The 18,006-nt window shown below is 61.2% G+C and carries 16 protein-coding genes and 1 tRNA gene; 15 read left to right on the forward strand and 2 right to left on the reverse strand.

Going from position 1 to position 18,006, the window contains the following annotated elements; all coding sequences use genetic code 11:
• Positions 1-52: 52 nt before the first annotated feature.
• The 14 genes from J3362_RS12825 (at position 53) to nuoN (ending at position 15,210) form a co-directional block, all read left to right on the forward strand.
• Positions 53-126: transfer RNA gene (locus J3362_RS12825), tRNA-Gly, on the forward strand.
• 160 nt (positions 127-286) lie between these two features.
• Entirely contained in the window at positions 287-697 is a 411-nt protein-coding gene (gene ndhC / locus J3362_RS12830; protein WP_349520169.1) for an NADH-quinone oxidoreductase subunit A, read from the forward strand.
• Between the two features lie 77 nt (positions 698-774).
• Positions 775-1,452, forward strand: coding sequence for a NuoB/complex I 20 kDa subunit family protein (locus J3362_RS12835; protein WP_349520171.1), 678 nt, complete (start codon positions 775-777; stop codon positions 1,450-1,452).
• Positions 1,453-1,501: 49 nt separating this feature from the next.
• Positions 1,502-3,262, forward strand: a complete 1,761-nt coding sequence (nuoC, locus tag J3362_RS12840; RefSeq protein WP_349520173.1) for an NADH-quinone oxidoreductase subunit C/D — start codon at positions 1,502-1,504, stop codon at positions 3,260-3,262.
• Complete coding sequence (gene nuoE / locus J3362_RS12845; protein ID WP_502882433.1) at positions 3,262-3,774, forward strand: NADH-quinone oxidoreductase subunit NuoE; 513 nt, start codon at positions 3,262-3,264, stop codon at positions 3,772-3,774. Before nuoC ends, nuoE begins: the two co-directional genes overlap by 1 nt.
• 38 nt (positions 3,775-3,812) lie before the next feature.
• A complete protein-coding gene (gene nuoF / locus J3362_RS12850; RefSeq protein ID WP_349520175.1) occupies positions 3,813-5,141 on the forward strand; it encodes an NADH-quinone oxidoreductase subunit NuoF in 1,329 nt (442 codons plus the stop codon).
• A gap of 38 nt (positions 5,142-5,179) precedes the next feature.
• A complete protein-coding gene (nuoG, locus tag J3362_RS12855) occupies positions 5,180-7,942 on the forward strand; it encodes an NADH-quinone oxidoreductase subunit NuoG (RefSeq protein WP_349520177.1) in 2,763 nt (920 codons plus the stop codon).
• The gene (gene nuoH / locus J3362_RS12860) at positions 7,939-8,922 is read left to right on the forward strand and encodes an NADH-quinone oxidoreductase subunit NuoH (protein WP_349520179.1); all 984 of its coding nucleotides are present in this window, start codon (positions 7,939-7,941) and stop codon (positions 8,920-8,922) included. The genes nuoG and nuoH overlap by 4 nt, the downstream gene beginning before the upstream one ends.
• A 13-nt stretch (positions 8,923-8,935) precedes the next feature.
• Positions 8,936-9,505, forward strand: a complete 570-nt coding sequence (gene nuoI, locus J3362_RS12865) for an NADH-quinone oxidoreductase subunit NuoI (protein WP_349520181.1) — start codon at positions 8,936-8,938, stop codon at positions 9,503-9,505.
• An 18-nt stretch (positions 9,506-9,523) separates the two neighbouring features.
• Positions 9,524-10,042: an NADH-quinone oxidoreductase subunit J gene (gene nuoJ / locus J3362_RS12870; protein WP_349520183.1), complete on the forward strand. Its 519-nt coding sequence runs from the start codon at positions 9,524-9,526 to the stop codon at positions 10,040-10,042.
• A complete protein-coding gene (nuoK, locus tag J3362_RS12875) occupies positions 10,042-10,350 on the forward strand; it encodes an NADH-quinone oxidoreductase subunit NuoK (RefSeq protein WP_349520184.1) in 309 nt (102 codons plus the stop codon). The genes nuoJ and nuoK overlap by 1 nt, the downstream gene beginning before the upstream one ends.
• Complete coding sequence (gene nuoL, locus J3362_RS12880; protein ID WP_349520186.1) at positions 10,347-12,221, forward strand: NADH-quinone oxidoreductase subunit L; 1,875 nt, start codon at positions 10,347-10,349, stop codon at positions 12,219-12,221. The genes nuoK and nuoL overlap by 4 nt, the downstream gene beginning before the upstream one ends.
• Positions 12,218-13,753, forward strand: a complete 1,536-nt coding sequence (gene nuoM / locus J3362_RS12885; protein ID WP_349520187.1) for an NADH-quinone oxidoreductase subunit M — start codon at positions 12,218-12,220, stop codon at positions 13,751-13,753. Before nuoL ends, nuoM begins: the two co-directional genes overlap by 4 nt.
• A complete protein-coding gene (gene nuoN, locus J3362_RS12890) occupies positions 13,750-15,210 on the forward strand; it encodes an NADH-quinone oxidoreductase subunit NuoN (protein WP_502882439.1) in 1,461 nt (486 codons plus the stop codon). Before nuoM ends, nuoN begins: the two co-directional genes overlap by 4 nt.
• Here the strand turns inward: nuoN and J3362_RS12895 are convergent.
• A complete protein-coding gene (locus tag J3362_RS12895; protein ID WP_349520191.1) occupies positions 15,173-16,483 on the reverse strand; it encodes an NAD(P)/FAD-dependent oxidoreductase in 1,311 nt (436 codons plus the stop codon). The two genes, nuoN and J3362_RS12895, sit on opposite strands and share 38 nt — an antisense overlap.
• Before the next feature lie 235 nt (positions 16,484-16,718).
• On the reverse strand, positions 16,719-17,324 hold the full coding sequence (locus J3362_RS12900; protein ID WP_349520193.1) for a TetR/AcrR family transcriptional regulator: 606 nt from the start codon (positions 17,322-17,324) through the stop codon (positions 16,719-16,721).
• 116 nt (positions 17,325-17,440) lie between these two features.
• Here J3362_RS12900 and J3362_RS12905 point away from each other — a divergent pair, with 116 nt between their 5' ends.
• Positions 17,441-17,995 (forward strand): carboxymuconolactone decarboxylase family protein, encoded by a 555-nt coding sequence (locus tag J3362_RS12905; RefSeq protein WP_349520195.1) that lies wholly within the window; start codon positions 17,441-17,443, stop codon positions 17,993-17,995.
• The last annotated feature ends 11 nt before the right edge of the window (positions 17,996-18,006 follow it).

Here is an 18,006-nt window from a genome sequence, read left to right on the forward strand (position 1 = left end):
ATGCTTGCCCATTGCCGGGCTGACCGCTTATATTGCTCTCGCGGTCTTTTTTGCGGGTGTAGTTCAATGGTAGAACGGCAGCTTCCCAAGCTGCATACGAGGGTTCGATTCCCTTCACCCGCTCCAATTCTTATCTTCTCATAATCCCCTGCCTCATCCGTAATATCTTTTGCATCATACGTTTGCGCGTTGATTCCGCGCAGCGGTTTGCGCAATTCGGGGCCCGTTGCTAGGTTTGAAGAGAGGTATCCAACACGACAGCCATGTGCTTTCGAGGGGAAACTGAATGCTTGAAACGGCGGCAAAGGGTATTGCCGAGTATTGGGCTACCGGCTTTTTCATCTTTGCGGTAGCGGGTTTGTGCGCCTTCATGGTGGGGGCATCAAGCCTGTTGGGTGGCCGCAGCCGCGGTATCAGCAAGTCTCTTCCCTTCGAATCGGGCATCGTTGGCGCCGGCAGTGCCCGCCAGCGTTTTTCCGTGAAGTTCTATCTGGTGGCGATGCTGTTCGTCATCTTCGACATTGAAGCGGTTTTCCTGTTTGCCTGGGCCATTGTCATCCCCGATGTTGGGTGGACCGGTTTCTGGGGCGCCGCTGTGTTCATCTTCATCCTGCTGGCCGGACTGGTTTACGACAGTCGCACCGGCGCCCTGGACTGGGCGCCCGAGCAGAGCCCGGCGAGCAAGCGCGGCGCATAGACACACACGCTCTGAGTCTCCCGATTCCGCGGAATCCGGAGATGGATGGAGTAGTGTGACCATCAAGGGAGGTTTTCATGGCCTATACCCTGACCCGGGCTGAGGGTCCTGCGGGAAGCAATGCCCGTTATCCGTTGGATCGGCGCGAGAGGGTCGAAGACCCGGTCAAGCAGCAGCTCGAGCGAAATGTCTTTACCGGCAAGTTGAGCGAAGTGCTGAACTCTGCCGTTAACTGGGGCCGCAAGAATTCCCTCTGGCCCTACAACTTCGGGCTGTCCTGTTGCTATGTGGAAATGACCACCGCCTTTACCGCACCCCACGACATTGCGCGGTTCGGCTCGGAGGTTATCCGGGCTTCCCCCAGGCAGGCAGACTTCATGGTGATTGCCGGCACCTGCTTCATCAAGATGGCGCCGGTGATCCAGCAGCTGTATGACCAGATGCTGGAGCCGAAATGGGTGATTTCCATGGGCTCCTGCGCCAATTCCGGAGGTATGTACGACATCTACTCGGTGGTACAGGGCGTGGATAAATTCCTGCCGGTTGATGTGTATGTGCCCGGCTGTCCACCCCGTCCGGAGGCCTTCCTGCAGGGGTTGCAACTGTTGCAGGACTCCATCCAGGAGGAGCGCCGGCCATTGTCCTGGGTGGTGGGTGACCAGGGCGTTTACCGGGCCGAGATGCCCTCGCAGCGGGAGAAATGGCGGGATCAGCGAATCCAGGCCACGGAACTGAGGAGCCCCGACAAGCTTTAAAGCCGCTTGCCGTCGTTTACAACTGATTGTCAGGAGTCAAACCACGAGCATGAGCAGTAGCGCAGACAATGCCGACATTGAACTGGTCGAAGCCCTCCAGCGGGACTTTGGCGAGGTGGTTCTGTGCTGCCAGCAGACCCGTACCGGCATGCCCGTGCTCTGGGTGTCGCGTGCGGCACTGACCAATATTTTGGGTTACCTCAAGCAACTGGACGCGCCTTTTGATCTGCTGTTCGACCTGTCGGCAATGGACGAGCGGCTGCGCGGCCACCGACAGGGCCTGCCCGACTCGGATTTCACCGTGTTCTACCAGTTGATGTCGATTACCCGCAATCGGGACATCATGCTCAAAGTCGGTCTGGCGGAAGAAGACCTGAGTCTCCCGACCGCCACCGGTGTTTTCCCGGCGGCCAACTGGTACGAACGAGAGGTGTGGGACATGTTTGGCATCAGCTTCGCTGGCCACCCGCACCTTGAACGCATCCTCATGCCACACACCTGGACCGGGCATCCCCTGCGCAAGGATTATCCGGCCCGGGCAACCGAGTTCGATCCTTACACCCTGACGGTGGCAGGTCAGGAGACCGAGCAGGACGCCCTCCAGTTCGTGCCCGAAGCTTGGGGCATGGCTCGGGAACGTGAAGGCGCCGAGTTCATGTTCCTGAACCTGGGGCCCAACCATCCCTCTGCCCACGGCGCCTTCCGCATTGTGCTGCAACTGGACGGTGAGGAAGTTGTCGATTGTGTGCCAGACATTGGCTACCACCACCGGGGCGCGGAAAAAATGGCCGAGCGCCAGTCCTGGCACAGTTTCATACCTTACACCGACCGGATTGATTACACCGGTGGGGTGATGAATAACCTGCCTTACGTGCTGGCGGTGGAGAAGCTGGCCGGCATCGAGGTACCGGATCGGGTGAAAACCATCCGGGTGATGATGGCCGAGATGTTCCGTATCACCAGCCACCTGCTGTTTCTCGGTACATACCTGCAGGACCTGGGCGCGATGACGCCGGTGTTCTACACCTTCAGCGACCGCCAGCGGGGCTATAAGGTGATCGAGGGGATCACGGGCTTTCGCATGCATCCGGCCTGGTACCGCATTGGCGGGGTGATGCAGGATTTACCGCAGGGCTGGGAAAAACTGGTGCAGGAGTTTCTGGACTGGATGCCACCACGGCTGCGCGAGTACGAGCGGGCGATGATGGAGAATGCCCTGGTGCGTGAGCGCACCCGTAATGTGGCCTCCTTCGATACCGCCCAAGCGCTGGCCTGGGGTGTCACCGGCCCCAACCTCCGTGCCACCGGCTGCAACTTTGACCTTCGCAAACAGCGCCCCTACTCTGGCTACGACAACTTCGAATTCGAGGTGCCCCTGGGCGAGCGGGGCGATGTCTTCGACCGGGGCCAGCTGCGTATCGAGGAAATGCGCCAGAGCCTGCGGATCATCCAGCAGTGCGTGGATCACATGCCATCGGGGGACTTCAAGGCGGATCACCCGCTCACTACCCCACCGCCCCGGGAGCGGATGCTGGAACACATTGAAACCCTGATTACCCACTTCCTGCAGGTGTCCTGGGGGCCGGTGCTCAAGCCCCAGGAGTCGTTGCAGATGGTGGAGGCCACGAAGGGCATCAACAGCTATTACCTGACCAGTGACGGCAACACCATGAGTTACCGGACCCGGATCCGGACGCCCAGTTTTCCGCACCTTCAGCAGATACCCAGTGTGATGCGCGGCGGCTTTGTGCCGGACCTGATTGCTCACCTGGGCAGCATTGATTTTGTTATGGCCGACGTGGACCGCTGATGATGGAACCGACACCGACCTCACAGACCATCACCACCGACGGCTTCCGGTTGCACCCGGACGATGAAGCCGCCATGCGCGCCGAGGCCAGTCACTACGAGCAGCCCCAGGCGGCCTGCATCGAGGCGCTGAAGATTGTCCAGCGTCGTCATGGCTGGGTACCGGATGATGCGATCCCGGCCATTGCCCGTGTGTTGGGTGTGGGGCCGGCCAATGTAGAGGGCGTAGCCACCTTTTATAGCCTGATCTTCCGGCAGCCGGTGGGGCGTCATGTCATCCTGGTGTGCGACAGCAGTTCCTGTTTCCTGACCGGCTCCGACCGGCTCCGGAAGAACCTGTCGGAGAGGCTCGGTATTAGCCTCGGCCAGACCACGTCCGACGGTCGCTACACGTTATTGCCGGTGTGCTGCCTGGGCGCCTGCGACGGCGGGCCAGCCATGATGATTGGCGACGACGTTTACGGGCCCGTGGGTGAGGAGGATCTGCCGGACATCCTGGAGGGCTATCCGTGAACAGCCAGCGCCGGTCTCCGATTTACAGAAGCCGCCTGATGCAGGCGACTGAGGAGCGAACGCCGGAGACCCATCCGCTGACCTGGCGGCTACGGGATGATGGCCAGGTGGTGGGACTGAAAGAGTATGAAGCTCAAGAAGGCTACCAGGCGGTTTCGCAGATTCTCAATGGACACGATCCCGGTGCCGTCATCGCCGCGATGAAGGAGGCCAATGTCCGGGGCCGCGGTGGCGCCGGCTTCTCCGCCGGTCTGAAATGGAGCCTCACCCTGCAGGGTAGCGACATGCCCCGCGGCTATATCGTCTGCAATGCCGACGAGATGGAGCCGGGTACCTTCAAGGATCGCCTGCTGATGGAACAGCAGCCTCATCTGTTGATTGAAGGCATGATTATAGCTGCCTTCGCCAACAACGCCCGGTATGGCTACATCTTTTTGCGCGGGGAATACGCGGAATCCGCCCGGGTCCTCACGGCAGCTCTTGCCGAAGCCCGGGAGGCCGGCTGGCTGGGCCCGAACATTGCCGGCAGCGCCTTTGACTTTGATATTGCCCTGCACACCGGAGCAGGCCGCTATATCTGCGGCGAGGAAACCGCCCTGCTCAACTCGCTGGAGGGCCACCGGGCCAATCCGCGGGCGAAGCCTCCGTTTCCCGGCCAGTCCGGGGCCTGGGGTAAACCCACAGTTGTGAACAACGTGGAAACCTTGTGCAACGTGCCGGCGGTGATGCTTCGTGGCGCGGACTGGTACCAGGGGCTGTCGGGGGGTCGCACTGAGGACGGCGGCACGAAACTTTATGGCGCATCCGGGCTGGTGAACCGCCCCGGACTCTGGGAGTTGCCCATTGGCACCACCGGCCGGGAGCTGCTGGAACTGGCCGGTGGCCTGCGAGAGGACAGAAAGCTCAAGGCCTGGCTGCCCGGGGGCGCAAGCACCGGCTTTCTTTTACCGGAACATCTGGATCTGCCCCTGGATTTCGACACCGTTGGCAAGGAAGGTAGCCGGCTGGGTACCGGCCTGATTACGGTGGTGACCGAGGATCAGAGCATGGTCTCACTGATGCGCAATCTGGAAGAGTTCTTTGCCCGCGAGTCCTGTGGCTGGTGCACGCCCTGCCGGGATGGACTGCCCTGGACCGTGAAGCTGCTGCTGGCCCTGGAGCGGGGTGAGGGTGACATCGGCGATGTGGGACTGCTGGATAAGCTGGCGGCCGACTGTGGCCCGGGGCTTACCTTCTGTGCCCATGCGCCGGGTGCGGCCATGCCTCTTCAGACCGCATTGCGGCATTTCCGGCATGAGTTCGAACAGGGCGTGCGCGACCCGAAGGGAAAGCCCTACGTCGATCCCATCCCGGCGGGGGAAGTATGAAACGAACAGTCACGGCCAAAAGGGAGTAATCCGGCACCATGGCAACCATCCACGTGGACGGCCAGAGTTACGAGGTAAACGGGGCAGACAATCTGCTTCAGGCCTGCCTGTCCCTGGGCCTGGATATCCCCTATTTCTGCTGGCACCCGGCCATGGGCAGTGTCGGCGCCTGCCGCCAGTGCGCTGTGCGCCAGTACAAGGACAGCGAGGACGATAGGGGTATGCTGGTGATGTCCTGTATGACGCCGGCCGCCGACGGCACCCGCATTGACATTGAAGATGAAGAGGCCCGGGCGTTTCGAGCCAGCGTTGTCGAATGGCTGATGATCAATCATCCCCACGATTGTCCGGTGTGCGAGGAGGGCGGCCACTGCCACCTCCAGGACATGACCGTGATGACCGGTCACGACCGGCGCCGCTACCGGTTCCGCAAGCGCACCCGTCGCAACCAGTACCTGGGCCCTTTCATAGCCCACGAAATGAATCGCTGCATCACCTGTTACCGCTGCGTGCGCTTTTACAACGACTACGCGGGCGGCACTGACCTGGGCGCGTTCGGCGCCAAGGACAACATCTACTTTGGTCGCTACGAAGAAGGCACCCTGGAAAGCCGGTTTGCCGGCAATCTGACGGAAGTCTGTCCGACGGGCGTGTTCACCGACCAGAGCCATTCCGATCATTACACCCGCAAGTGGGATCTCCAGTTCTCACCGGGCATCTGTCATCAATGTGCCATGGGCTGCAACATCAGCCCGGGCGAACGCTACGGCGACATCCGGCGAATCGAAAACCGCTACCACGGCGAGGTGAATGGCTTTTTCCTCTGTGACCTTGGCCGCTTCGGGTACGGCTATGTGAACCGGCAGGATCGACCCCGAGTGCCGGAGTGCCGTCCGTCCCAGACGCGGGAACAGGAGCCAGAGGCGCTGGGGGTGGATACCGCTCTGGCGCGGATCACGGAGGCGCTGCGCCATGCCGACCGGATTATTGGCATTGGCTCGCCCAGGGCCAGCCTGGAAAGCAATCACCAACTACGGGAACTGGTGGGCGAAGAGAACTTTTCCACGGGCATTAATTCGAGGGAGCAGTCTTGCCTCGGGCTGATGGACGAGCTGGGCCGCAGTTGCGGATTGCCGACGCCCACACTTCGGGAGGTTGAAGGGCACGATGCTGTTCTCCTGCTTGGGGAGGATCCCATGGAAAGCGCGGCGCGGCTCGGGCTTGCCATCCGCCAGGCGATCACCGCGCCACCGGTGGAGTACGCGGCGAAATTGGGCATCCCAAACTGGAATGCCGAAGCCATGAAAACCCTCTCCCAGGACCATCGCCAGCCCCTTTTTATTGCCTACCCGGCTGAAACCGAACTGGACGGCCTTGCCCGTAAACGAGTGGCGCTTGCGCCTGACGACATCGCCCGTCTTGGATTTGCGGTAGCCCACGCCATTGATCCGACAGCCCCAGCGGTGGCTGATCTTGATGAGGGCCTGCAGTCGCGGGCTACCGAGATTGCCCGGGCGTTGTTGGCGGCGGAACGGCCGCTGGTGGTCAGTGGCGGTGCTCTCGATTCCCCGGCTATTATCAAGGCGGCCGGTAACATTGCCCGGGCGCTGGCCCGTCGGGCCCGTTGTGGTGGACTGTTACTGGTGCGTCGGGAAGTGAACAGCACCGGTTTGTCCCTGTTGGGCGGCCAGCCCCTGGAGTGGGCTCTGGAGCAGATGACTGATGGGAGCGCCGATGCGGCGGTTATCCTGGAGAACGATCTCTATCAACGCGTGCATGAAGCGAGGGTCGACACGGCCCTGGCAAATGTTCGGACGCTGGTGGTGCTGGATCATCAGCGCACCCGGACTCTGAACCGGGCAACCTTCTCGCTGCCCGCAGCCAGTTTTGCCGAAGGTGATGGTACCGCGGTCAGCCTCGAGGGGCGGGCCCAGCGCTTCTTCCAGGTATTTGAGCCGGGGTATCTTCGCCCCGAAGCCCGGATCCATGAGAGCTGGCGCTGGCTGCACGGGCTCTCGGCCAACTTGGGCGGCGATACGCCCGGAGATATTACCCTCGACGAGGTAACAGCGGCCTGCAGCCGTGCTTGTGCGGACCTGGAGATGATTACCGCGGCCGCACCCGATGCACGCTTCCGTATCGAGGGTCTGCGCCTGGCCCGTGAGCCCCACCGGTACAGTGGTCGCACATCCATGCGTGCCAATCAGAATGTCAGTGAGCCTCGCGTGCCCCAGGATCCGGACACCGCACTTGCCTTCTCCATGGAAGGGTACAGCGGTTTCCGGCACCCGCACCAGCAGGTGCCCTTTGCCTGGGCGCCGGGCTGGAACTCGCCCCAGGCCTGGAACAAGTTCACCGATGAGGTCGGCGGCCACTTGCGCGGCGGCGACCCTGGCATCCGCCTGCTCCATCCCCGGCCGGGTCACTATCACTACGATTCTGACATTCCGGCTGCCTTCCAGCCGTTCGATACCGATTGCCAGGCCATCGTTCTGCCCCGTCTGTTCGGCGGCGACGAAACCTCAGCGATGGCGGACCCTATTCGTCAGCGGATGGAGTCACCGGTGCTACTGCTTTCGGAAGCCGATGCCATTTCACTGGGTGCCGAGCTGGGCGGGCTGGTGACCGTTACCGGAGAGCACGCCTGCGTGACGCTGCCAGCACGCATGCAGGCGGACTGGCCCCGGGGTCTGGTGGGCCTGCCGGCAGGCAGTGTTCCGGCGGGCATCGCTGATGGTCCGGTCACGCTCACCGCCGGCCCGGGTTCCACGCCGACAGCCGGAGAGGAGGCGCGGCCATGAGCTGGCTGACACCGGAATGGCAGGCCATTCTCTGGGCGATGTTTCAGGCCCTGGTGATTCTGCTGGGTGCGGTGCTGCTGGGCGCCGCATTGACGATTGTTGAGCGTCGCCTGCTGGGGCTCTGGCAGGATCGCTACGGCCCGAACCGGGTCGGGCCGTTCGGGCTCCTCCAGCTGGTGGCGGACATGATCAAGATTTTCTTCAAGGAAGACTGGATTCCACCGTTTGCAGACCGTCCGCTGTTTCTGCTGGCGCCGGTGATCGCCTTTGCCTCGCTGCTGCTGTCGTTCATCGTCATTCCCATAACGCCCGGATGGGGCATTGCGGACCTGCACATCGGGCTGCTGTTTTTCCTGGCAATGGCGGGAATCAACGTCTATGCCGTGCTGGTCGGGGGCTGGGCCAGTGGCAACAAATACGCGTTGCTGGGCGCCATGCGCTCGTCCGCCCAGACGGTGTCCTACGAGGTCTTCATGGGGCTGTCGCTGATGGGGGTAGTGGCCCTGGCCGGCTCCTTCAACATGCGCGAGATTGTCGCGGCCCAGGAAGGGCTGTGGTTCGTGGTGCCCCAGTTCTTTGGCTTCTGCACATTCCTGATCGCAGGCATTGCGGTGACCCACCGCCACCCATTCGATCAGCCGGAGGCCGAGCAGGAACTGGCGGACGGTTATCACATTGAATACTCAGGCATGAAGTTCGGGCTGTTTTTCATTGGCGAGTATGTGGGCATGGTCCTGGTGTCTGGCCTCATCGTTACTCTGTTCTTTGGTGGCTGGCACGGCCCCTGGCTTCCGCCGATTCTTTGGTTCGCGATCAAGACCGGCTTCTTTCTGATGTTGTTTATCCTGCTGCGGGCCTCGCTGCCCAGGCCCCGCTATGACCGCGTAATGAGCTTCGGCTGGAAGGTGTGTCTGCCCCTGACCCTGATCAATTTGCTGGCAACCGGCGCGGCGATTCTGCTCGTTGCCCCGGAAGGCTGAGGAGGACCCTGTTATGGAGAAGGAAAAGGTCCCGTTCATCAAATCCGTGTTCTGGCTGGTACCGGCAACCTGGAGCCAGCTGCGCACACTGGGGATGGTGTTCATGCACAGCTTTCGTAAGCGGGAGACCGTGAACTATCCGGATGAGGAGGTTTACCTGCCACCCCGCTACCGGGGCCGGATCGTGCTGACCCGGGATCCGGACGGTGAAGAGCGCTGCGTGGCGTGCAACCTGTGCGCGGTAGCCTGCCCGGTGGATTGCATTTCCCTGCAGAAAGGTGAGCAGGAAGACGGGCGCTGGTACCCGGAGTTTTTCCGGATCAATTTTTCCCGCTGCATCTTCTGCGGCATGTGTGAGGAGGCCTGTCCCACGTCGGCGATCCAGCTGACACCGGATTTCGAGATGGGCGAGTACGACCGTCAACAGCTGGTTTACGAGAAAGAGGATCTGCTGATCAACGGTCCGGGCAAGGACCATGATTATCACTTCTACAAGGTGGCCGGTATGGCCATCGGCGGCAAGGACAAGGGCCAGGCTCTGAACGAGGAGGAGCCGGTGGACGTGCGTTCTCTGTTGCCATAGAGCGGGAGGTAAAGACCCATGGAACTGGCCTTTTATCTGAGTGGCCTGGTGGCGGTACTGGCGACGGTCGGTGTGATTACCGGCAGTAATCCGGTACACGCCGTGGTGTACCTGATTGTCTCGCTGATTGCCGTTGCCCTCGTTTTCTTCGCACTGGGAGCACCCTTTGCCGGCGCGCTGGAAATCATCGTCTACGCTGGCGCTATCATGGTCCTGTTCGTGTTTGTGGTGATGATGCTTAACCTCGGACCGGACCAGGATGACGAGGAGGCTGGCTGGCGCCATCCGCGGCACTGGTTGGGCCCCTCGGTGCTGGCTCTGGTGCTACTTGGTGTGCTGTTCCACCTGATCGCCGGGGGCGATATGGCCAAGGTTATTCATGGCGAACTGCTGACTGCCCGGGCGGTGGGGCTGACCCTGTTCGGGCCCTGGCTGATGGTGGTGGAGTTGGCGGGCCTGCTTTTGCTCGGCGCGCTGGTGGCCGCATCCCACGTGGGCCGGCGGTCAAATCCGTTGCGACAGAGGAGGCGACCCTGATGGCGGGTATTCCCATGGAGCACGGCCTGATTCTCGCGGCCATCCTGTTCGTATTGGGCCTGGTTGGCCTGATGCTGCGCCGCAACATGTTGTTTGTTCTGATGAGCCTTGAGGTGATGCTGAACGCTTCAGCGCTGGCGTTCGTGGTTGGCGCCACGGCCTGGAACCAGCCCGATGGGCAAGCGATGTTCCTGCTGGTGATTACCCTGGCAGCCGCCGAGGCGGCGGTGGGTCTGGCGCTGATGATCCAGCTCTTTCAGCGGATCAAGTCCCTCAATCTCGATCTGGTTAGCAGGATGCGCGGATGATGGAACTGGCGGTCACCCTGTCGTTTGTCATGCCCCTGATGGGTACCCTGGTGCTTGCTTTGTCCGGCGGGCGGCTTGGGCCGCGGGCCGGCGCCGTTATCGGTGTTGCCAGTGTGGGGCTTGCTGCCCTTGCAACGGCCTGGGCCATTGCGCTTTATGCCGGCGGCGATGGCGCCGTTCGTTTCACGCTGTGGACCTGGATCCAGGTGGGGACTTTCCAGCCGACAATAGGTCTGGCGGTGGATGCCCTGGCCCTGGTGATGATGGCCGTGATTACCGGCGTCGGTTTCTTCATCCATCTGTTCGCCGTCTGGTATATGGGTGGTGAGGCCGGCGTTACCCGCTTCTTCGCCTGGATGAACCTGTTCGTGTTCAGCATGCTGATGCTGGTACTCGGGGATAACCTGTTGTTGCTGTTCCTGGGCTGGGAAGGGGTTGGTCTGTGCAGTTATCTGCTCATCGGCTACTACTACCGGGACAGTGCCAACGGTCGTGCGGCGTTCAAGGCCTTTGTGGTCACCCGGATCGGAGACGTGTTTCTCGCCCTGGGGCTGTTCCTGATCTTCCGTGATCTGGGAACTCTGGATATCCAGCAGGTCATGGCGCGGGTTGCCGAGGTCTGGTCAGTGGGCGACCCTACCGCGACCCTCGTTGCCTTGCTGGTGCTTGGCGGAGCCCTGGGTAAATCAGCTCAGGTGCCGCTGCACACCTGGTTGCCGGACGCCATGGCAGGCCCGACGCCGGTGTCTGCGCTGATCCATGCCGCCACCATGGTGACGGCCGGCGTTTACCTGATTGCCCGGCTCAATGGTGTATTCCTGCTTGCGCCGGAGGTTTTGTGGCTGGTGGGCGTCATCGGTGCCGTCTCGCTGCTCCTGGCCGCTTTTGCGGCCCTGGCCCAGACCGATATCAAGCGGGTGCTGGCGTACTCCACCATGAGCCAGATTGGCTACATGTTCCTGGCCCTGGGAGTGGGCGCCTTCGATGCCGCCATCTTTCACCTGGTCACCCACGCGTTTTTCAAGGCGTTGTTGTTCCTATCGGCCGGGGCGGTGATTACCAGTTGCCACCACGAACAGGACATGGCGAATCTCGGCGGGCTGAGAAAGCGCCTGCCTGTGGCCTACGCCGGTTTCCTGGTGGGCGGGTCCGCGCTGGTGGCACTGCCCCTGGTAACGGCCGGATTCTATAGCAAGGACGAGATCCTCTGGCAGGCAATGGCCGCGGACCAGCAGGGACTCCTCGTGGCCGGTCTCCTGGGCGCCTTCCTGACCTGCCTGTATACAGTTCGGCTGATTCTCGGCACCTTCCATGGCACTTGTGGCAGTGACAACGCCAGACACGCCGAGCCCGGAACCCATCTGCTGACGCACCATTTGCCCCTGGGCGTGCTGGCGGTGCTCTCCACGTTTGTCGGCGCCTTGCTGTATCCGCACCTTGGCAGCCTATTCCCGATGGCGCCGGGTGAGCGCGCCGAGGCAGGTCATACCCTCTTGCAGCTACTGGCCAGTGGTACCGTTATTGCCGGTCTGGCGGTGGCCGGCTGGCTGTTCCTGCAGCGGCGGAACTGGCTCCGTCGGCAAGTCAGTCTTGGCCCGGGCGCCTTCCTCTGGACTCTCTGGCACCGGGCCTGGGGATTTGATGCGCTGTATGACCGGCTGCTGGTCCGGCCCTGGCAGTTGCTGGTGCGCATGCTGCGCCATGACCTGGTCAACCTCACTATCAACCTGTTGGCGGTGCTCGCCCGGCTGCTCAATAACGGGCTGGTGCGGGCCCAGAATGGCCGGATTCGTAGTTATGCCACGGCCATGATTCTGGGGGCAACCCTGATTCTGCTGGCTCTTGCCATTGGCCCGGGAGGTGTCGCGTGATCCTGATGTGGCTGATCGTGATTCCGTTTCTGGGCGGCCTGTTATGCTGGCAGGCGGACCGCTGGGGCGAGCAGATACCGCGCTGGATTGCCCTGGCGACCATGCTGTTTGTCCTGGTGATCAGCCTTGTGCTGTGGGCCGCGGGGGATTTCGCGTTGCCCTCGGGGGGTGAAACGCCCTGGTTGCTGGAGTGGCGCGCCGACTGGATTCCCCGCTTTGGCATTGAAATCCATCTGGCGATGGATGGGCTCTCGCTCATTCTGGTCGCGCTCACGGGCTTTCTCGGCGCCCTTGCAGTGCTCTGCTCTTGGCATGAAATCGGCCACCGCATCGGCTTTTTCCACCTCAACCTGCTGTGGATCCTTGGCGGTGTGGTCGGTGTATTCCTGGCCCTGGATCTGTTCCTGTTCTTCCTGTTCTGGGAAATGATGCTGGTGCCCATGTACTTCCTGATCGCGCTCTGGGGGCACAGCGGCTCGGCCGGCCAGACCCGAATTCGGGCCGCCACGCGTTTCTTTATCTACACCCAGGCCAGTGGCCTGCTGATGCTGGTGGCGATCCTGGCGCTGGTGTTTATTCATTTCGGCAATACCGGTGAGCTCTCGTTCAGCTACGAGGTTCTTCTCAATACCGAGGTGCCAGAGGCCATCGCTCCCTGGCTGATGCTCGGCTTTTTCGTGGCGTTTGCGGTGAAACTGCCGGTGGTGCCGTTCCACGGCTGGCTGCCCGATGCCCATGCCCAGGCGCCGACGGCAGGCAGCGTCGATCTGGCGGGCATTCTGCTGAAAACCGCCGCCTATGGCATGCTGCGCTTTGCGCTGCCATTATTCCCGGAAGCGTCTGCCGCCTTTGCACCCGTGGCCATGGGGCTCGGGCTGGTAGGCATTGTCTATGGCGCCGTGCTCGCCTGCGGCCAACAGGACATCAAGCGGCTGATCGCCTACACCAGTATCTCCCACATGGGCTTTGTGCTGATTGCCATCTACTCCGGTTCGGAGCTGGCCATCCAGGGCGCGGTGGTTTTGATGGTGGCCCACGCGTTTTCCTCCGCTGGTCTGTTCATACTCAGTGGCCAACTTTATGAACGCATCCATACCAGGGACATGCGCATCATGGGCGGGCTTTGGGGCCGGATACCGACGTTGCCCGGATTTACACTGTGTTTTGTCGCTGCGTCCCTGGGGATGCCGGCCACAGCCAATTTCGTTGGCGAGTTCATGATTCTGTTCGGCACTTTCCCGAGCGCGCCCGTGGTGGTGGTTATCGCCAGCACGGGGCTGGTCATGGCCGCTATTTATTCGCTGATCCTGATGCAGCGGGTCCATTTCGGGCCGGCTTATCGTGACGGAGCGCTCGCGGGACCGGACTGGCGGGAGTACGGCATGATGCTGGCCCTGCTGGCGCTGGTTCTGCTCATCGGGCTCTATCCGCAACCGCTGCTGGATACCACCGCCGGCATGTCCGGCAGGGTGGTAGAACTGTTTGCGGGCGGTGCTCAGAGCCTGGCAGAAAGTGTCGGGGAGGTGCGCTGATGCTGACCGCGGCGGACCTGTTGACATTGCTGCCACTAATCATCGTTGGCGCCACCGCGGTAGTTGTCATGCTGGCGATTGCCTGGCGGCGCCATCACGCAGCCACGGCCATCTTAGCCGGGGCGGGTCTGGTGCTTGCTCTCCTGTTGCTGCCCATGACATCCAACGGATCTCCTCCGTTGATGGCGGTGGATGGGCTGGCCCGAATGGCGTCGACGCTGATTCTGTTGTCAGCGCTGGTTACCGTGATCCTGAGTCATCACTATCTGACGGGGTATATCGGTCCGCAAGAAGAGTTCTACCTGCTGTTGCTGTGTGCCACCGCAGGCGCCCTGGGACTGGTTGCAAGTGACCATCTCGCCATGCTGTTTATCAGCCTGGAATTGCTGTCGATGCCCCTGTACGGCATGCTTGCCTACAGCTTTCGGGCCGAGCGCTCCCTGGAAGCGGGTATCAAGTATCTGCTGCTGTCGGCCGCAGCCACTGCCTTCCTGCTGTTTGGCATGGCGCTGATTTATGCCCGCACCGGATATCTGGATCTGGCTGGCATTGCGGGCGCCCTTGCGGCTGGGCCGGATATCTGGATGCTGGCAGGTGCCGCGCTGATGATCGTAGGGTTGGGTTTCAAGCTCTCGGTGGTGCCATTTCATCTGTGGACGCCGGATGTCTATCAGGGTGGACCGGCGCCAGCCACGATTTTCCTGGCGACGGTCAGCAAGCTGGCCGTGTTCGTTATGCTGTTGCGGCTGGTACTGTCGGCGCCGATCCTCGAGAGTGACTGGTTGCAGACCTTAATCACGGTTTTGGCCCTGTTGACCATGCTGGGCGGCAACCTGCTGGCGCTGTTCCAGTCGAATCTAAAACGGCTGCTGGGTTACTCCTCCGTTGCCCACTTTGGTTACCTGCTGGTGGCCATCGCCGTCGGCGACGCACTGGCCGTCGAAACTACCGGGGTTTATCTGGTTACCTATCTGGTGACGACCCTGGCGGCATTCGGCGTGGTGACTCTCGTCTCCAGTCCGTTCGGAGGCGAAGACGCAGATGGCTTGCCGCTCTATCGCGGCCTATTCTGGCGGCGTCCGTACCTGGCGGCGGTCATGACGGTCAGTTTCCTGTCGCTGGCGGGGATTCCCCTGACCGCCGGATTTATCGGCAAGTTCTATGTCATTGCATTGGGTGTCGCCGACAGCCGCTGGTGGCTGGTGGGCGGTGTTGTCGCCGGCAGTGCTATTGGTCTGTATTACTACCTGCGGGTGATGGTCACCCTGTATCTGCCCGAACCGGGGATGCGACGCCGGGATGTCACCAATGACTGGGGCAGCCGCCTTGGCGGCATGACCCTGGTCACCCTGGCGATTGTCATTCTGGTACTGGGCATCTACCCCGCGCCGATGATCGACTGGGTGCAGGAACTTAGTGTCAGTGCAGCTTCAGTCTCGGGTGCATGGCGCGGCTGATCCGGTCCATCAGCCAAATGATCCCGGTGCGGAACATGCCGTGCAGTGCCACCTGATGCATCCGGTAGAGGGACAGATAGAACATGCGGGCTACCTTGCCCTCGATGTACATGCTGCGGCCGGACAGGTTGCCCATCAGATTGCCGACGGTGGTGTAGCGGCTGAAATTGATCAGCGAACCGTGATCGTTGTAGACGAAGGGCACCGCCTCGCCATTGTCCAGGCGGTTGCAGAGGGTCTTGAACAGGGTGTCTGCCTGCTGATGCGCCGCCTGCGCCCGGGGTGGCACCGGACGGTCGGAGTCGGGTTGCGGGCAGGCTGCGCAATCGCCAAAGGCAAAGATGTCCGCATCCTGGGTGGTTTGCAGGGTCTGTTCCACCACCAGCTGATTGCTCCGGTTCACCTCCAGACCTTCCAACTCAGCCAGGAACGCCGGGGCCTTGATGCCCGCTGCCCAGATGGTCATTTCCGAGGGTAATTCCGTGCCGTCTTTCATCACCACGGTACTCGGCCGTACCTCACTCACCGGCTGGCCGGTCAGAACTTTCACCCGCTGGTGTTCCAGTTCCCTTGTGGCCGCTGCAGACAGCCGGCCCGGCAGGGCGGGAAGAATACGGTCAGCGGCCTCGATCACTGAAATGGAAACGTCCGAGGGCTGAAGGTGGTTCATGCCGTACACCGGCAGCTCGCGGGACGCCAGCCGCAGTTCTGCGGCCAGTTCGACACCGGTGGCACCCGCGCCGATGATGCTGATATTCAGGGTGTGCTCAGCTCCCTGAAACGCCTCGTGATTTTTGCGCAGAAAGGCGTTGAGCATCAGGTTGTGGAAGCGCCGGGCCTGTTTGAGGCTGTCCAGGAACAGGCAGTTGTCCTGGGCGCCGGGCGTGCCAAAGTCGTTGGCGGTGCTGCCCACGGCAATCACCAGTGTGTCGTAGGCGATATGGCGTTCGGGAACGACCTCTGTGCCCTCGACATCGTGGAACGGGGCTATGACCACTTTCTTGCTATCGCGGTCCAGTCCGCTCATGCGGCCGAGCTGGAATTCGTAATGGTGTTTGCGGGCATGGGCGCGATAGTTGATTTCGTTCGCGCTGGCATCCAGGGAACCTGAGGCAACTTCGTGCAGCAGGGGTTTCCACACGTGGGTCAGACCGGAATCCACCAGCGTGATTCTGGCTTTTCCTTTTTTACCCAGTTTGTTGCCGAGGCTGGTAACAAGTTCGAGACCGCCGGCGCCACCGCCGACCACAACAATGTGATGAAGGTTATCCATACCAATCAGACCTGTAAGTGAAGAGAGCCAAGCACTCTTCAGGCGAGAATGCTTGGCTGTCCTCACTCGGAACCAGATGAGCAGGCGCAATTCGATCGGGAAACAGGGCGGGGCCTGAGCCGGGCGATAATGTTAACGCGGCCGGACCTGTGGGTACAATTCTACGGAAGTGCTGTTTCCTTCCCGCCTGGCGCTCGCGAACCCGTGGAGCCGCGCGCTCGCCGGAGCCGCAGGTCTAATGCTGGGTGCGATACCCGGCCAGGATGGCGGCCATATCGTCACCAAGGTCTTTCATGGCTTGCGGGTCCAGATTGCGTTCACCCATGGATCTCAGGCCCATGATCTGCGCCTGCAGGAGTCGGGCAAGTCGACGGCTGTCTACGGATTGCGCCAGCTCGCCTTTCACCCGAGCCTGCTCTACCAGATCTGCAAGAGATCCCTCAATCGCAGCAAGGATGCTGTTGGCCTGGTCCGCCAGGGCCGAATGGGTATTGCTGGATTCCAGCAGCGTTTTCACGATCATGCAGGCCCGTGAGGGTGCCGCGCCTCCGTCGCCGCAACTGCAGGCGATGCCGCGCAGATAGTCCTGAAGGCCGTCAACAATGGAATCAAAACCCTTGAGGTGAACGGCCAACTCCCGGCCGCCCTGTTCCGCATAGGCGGCCAGTGCTTCTGAAAACAGACCGTCCTTGCTGCCAAACGTGGCGTAGATGCTGCCCGGCCGCATGTCGAGGGCCTGCTCAATCTGCTTCATGGAGCTGCCGTGATAGCCCTTCTCCCAGAACAGGCCAACGGCCTTTTCCAGAGCGGTTTTTCGGTCATAGCGTGCGTGTCTGGCCATAACAACAATTCACCATCGTAGTGATTGAATGACTGTTCAATTATATCTTGAATGACCACTCAATAACAGTTAGCCTGAAGTAGAAATTGAGCAATCATTCAATAAAGGAGTTAGCAATGACAGATTTCCCCCTTCACGACAAAGACACGGCACCGGAGAAGTCCAGACCATTGCTGGACAATTCGCTCAAGGCGTTCGGCATGATTCCTGGCCTGCATGCGGTCATGGCGGAGGCGCCGGGCATCCTTGAGGGTTACCAGCAACTGCATCAACTGGTGCTGGACAGCAGCTTTGATAATGATGAAAAGACGGTCGTCTGGCAGACCATCAACGTGGAAAACGCCTGTCATTACTGCGTCCCGGCCCATACCGGGATTGCCAAAATGATGGACGTGTCTGACGACATTACCAATGCACTGCGGGACGAAACGCCGCTGCCGAGCGACAAGCTCGAGGCGCTGAGAACCTTCACTCTCGCGGTCATGCGCAAACACGGCAATGTCAGCAAAGCGGATCTGGACGCGTTTTATGAAGCCGGTTATCAGCACCGCCAGGTACTGGAAGTGATTCTGGTGTTGTCCCAGAAAGTCATGAGTAACTACGTCAATCACATTGCGGAAACACCGGTTGATGAGCCGTTCAGGAAATTTGAATGGCAGAAGAAGCAGTAACCGGGGTTTGG

Origin of the sequence: Marinobacter sp. NFXS11 (assembly GCF_040148675.1) — a bacterium.
Taxonomy (GTDB): Bacteria; Pseudomonadota; Gammaproteobacteria; order Pseudomonadales; family Oleiphilaceae; genus Marinobacter.

Excerpts from the sequence above, each read along its gene's own strand:
- ndhC (WP_349520169.1), top strand. The coding sequence starts at position 287 with ATGCTTGAAACGGCGGCAAAGGGTATTGCCGAGTATTGGGCTACCGGC.
- J3362_RS12835 (WP_349520171.1), top strand. The coding sequence starts at position 775 with ATGGCCTATACCCTGACCCGGGCTGAGGGTCCTGCGGGAAGCAATGCC.
- nuoC (WP_349520173.1), top strand. The coding sequence starts at position 1,502 with ATGAGCAGTAGCGCAGACAATGCCGACATTGAACTGGTCGAAGCCCTC.
- nuoE (WP_502882433.1), top strand. The coding sequence starts at position 3,262 with ATGATGGAACCGACACCGACCTCACAGACCATCACCACCGACGGCTTC.
- nuoF (WP_349520175.1), top strand. The coding sequence starts at position 3,813 with ATGCAGGCGACTGAGGAGCGAACGCCGGAGACCCATCCGCTGACCTGG.
- nuoG (WP_349520177.1), top strand. The coding sequence starts at position 5,180 with ATGGCAACCATCCACGTGGACGGCCAGAGTTACGAGGTAAACGGGGCA.
- nuoH (WP_349520179.1), top strand. The coding sequence starts at position 7,939 with ATGAGCTGGCTGACACCGGAATGGCAGGCCATTCTCTGGGCGATGTTT.
- nuoI (WP_349520181.1), top strand. The coding sequence starts at position 8,936 with ATGGAGAAGGAAAAGGTCCCGTTCATCAAATCCGTGTTCTGGCTGGTA.
- nuoJ (WP_349520183.1), top strand. The coding sequence starts at position 9,524 with ATGGAACTGGCCTTTTATCTGAGTGGCCTGGTGGCGGTACTGGCGACG.
- nuoK (WP_349520184.1), top strand. The coding sequence starts at position 10,042 with ATGGCGGGTATTCCCATGGAGCACGGCCTGATTCTCGCGGCCATCCTG.
- nuoL (WP_349520186.1), top strand. The coding sequence starts at position 10,347 with ATGATGGAACTGGCGGTCACCCTGTCGTTTGTCATGCCCCTGATGGGT.
- J3362_RS12895 (WP_349520191.1), bottom strand. The coding sequence starts at position 16,483 with ATGGATAACCTTCATCACATTGTTGTGGTCGGCGGTGGCGCCGGCGGT.
- J3362_RS12900 (WP_349520193.1), bottom strand. The coding sequence starts at position 17,324 with ATGGCCAGACACGCACGCTATGACCGAAAAACCGCTCTGGAAAAGGCC.
- J3362_RS12905 (WP_349520195.1), top strand. The coding sequence starts at position 17,441 with ATGACAGATTTCCCCCTTCACGACAAAGACACGGCACCGGAGAAGTCC.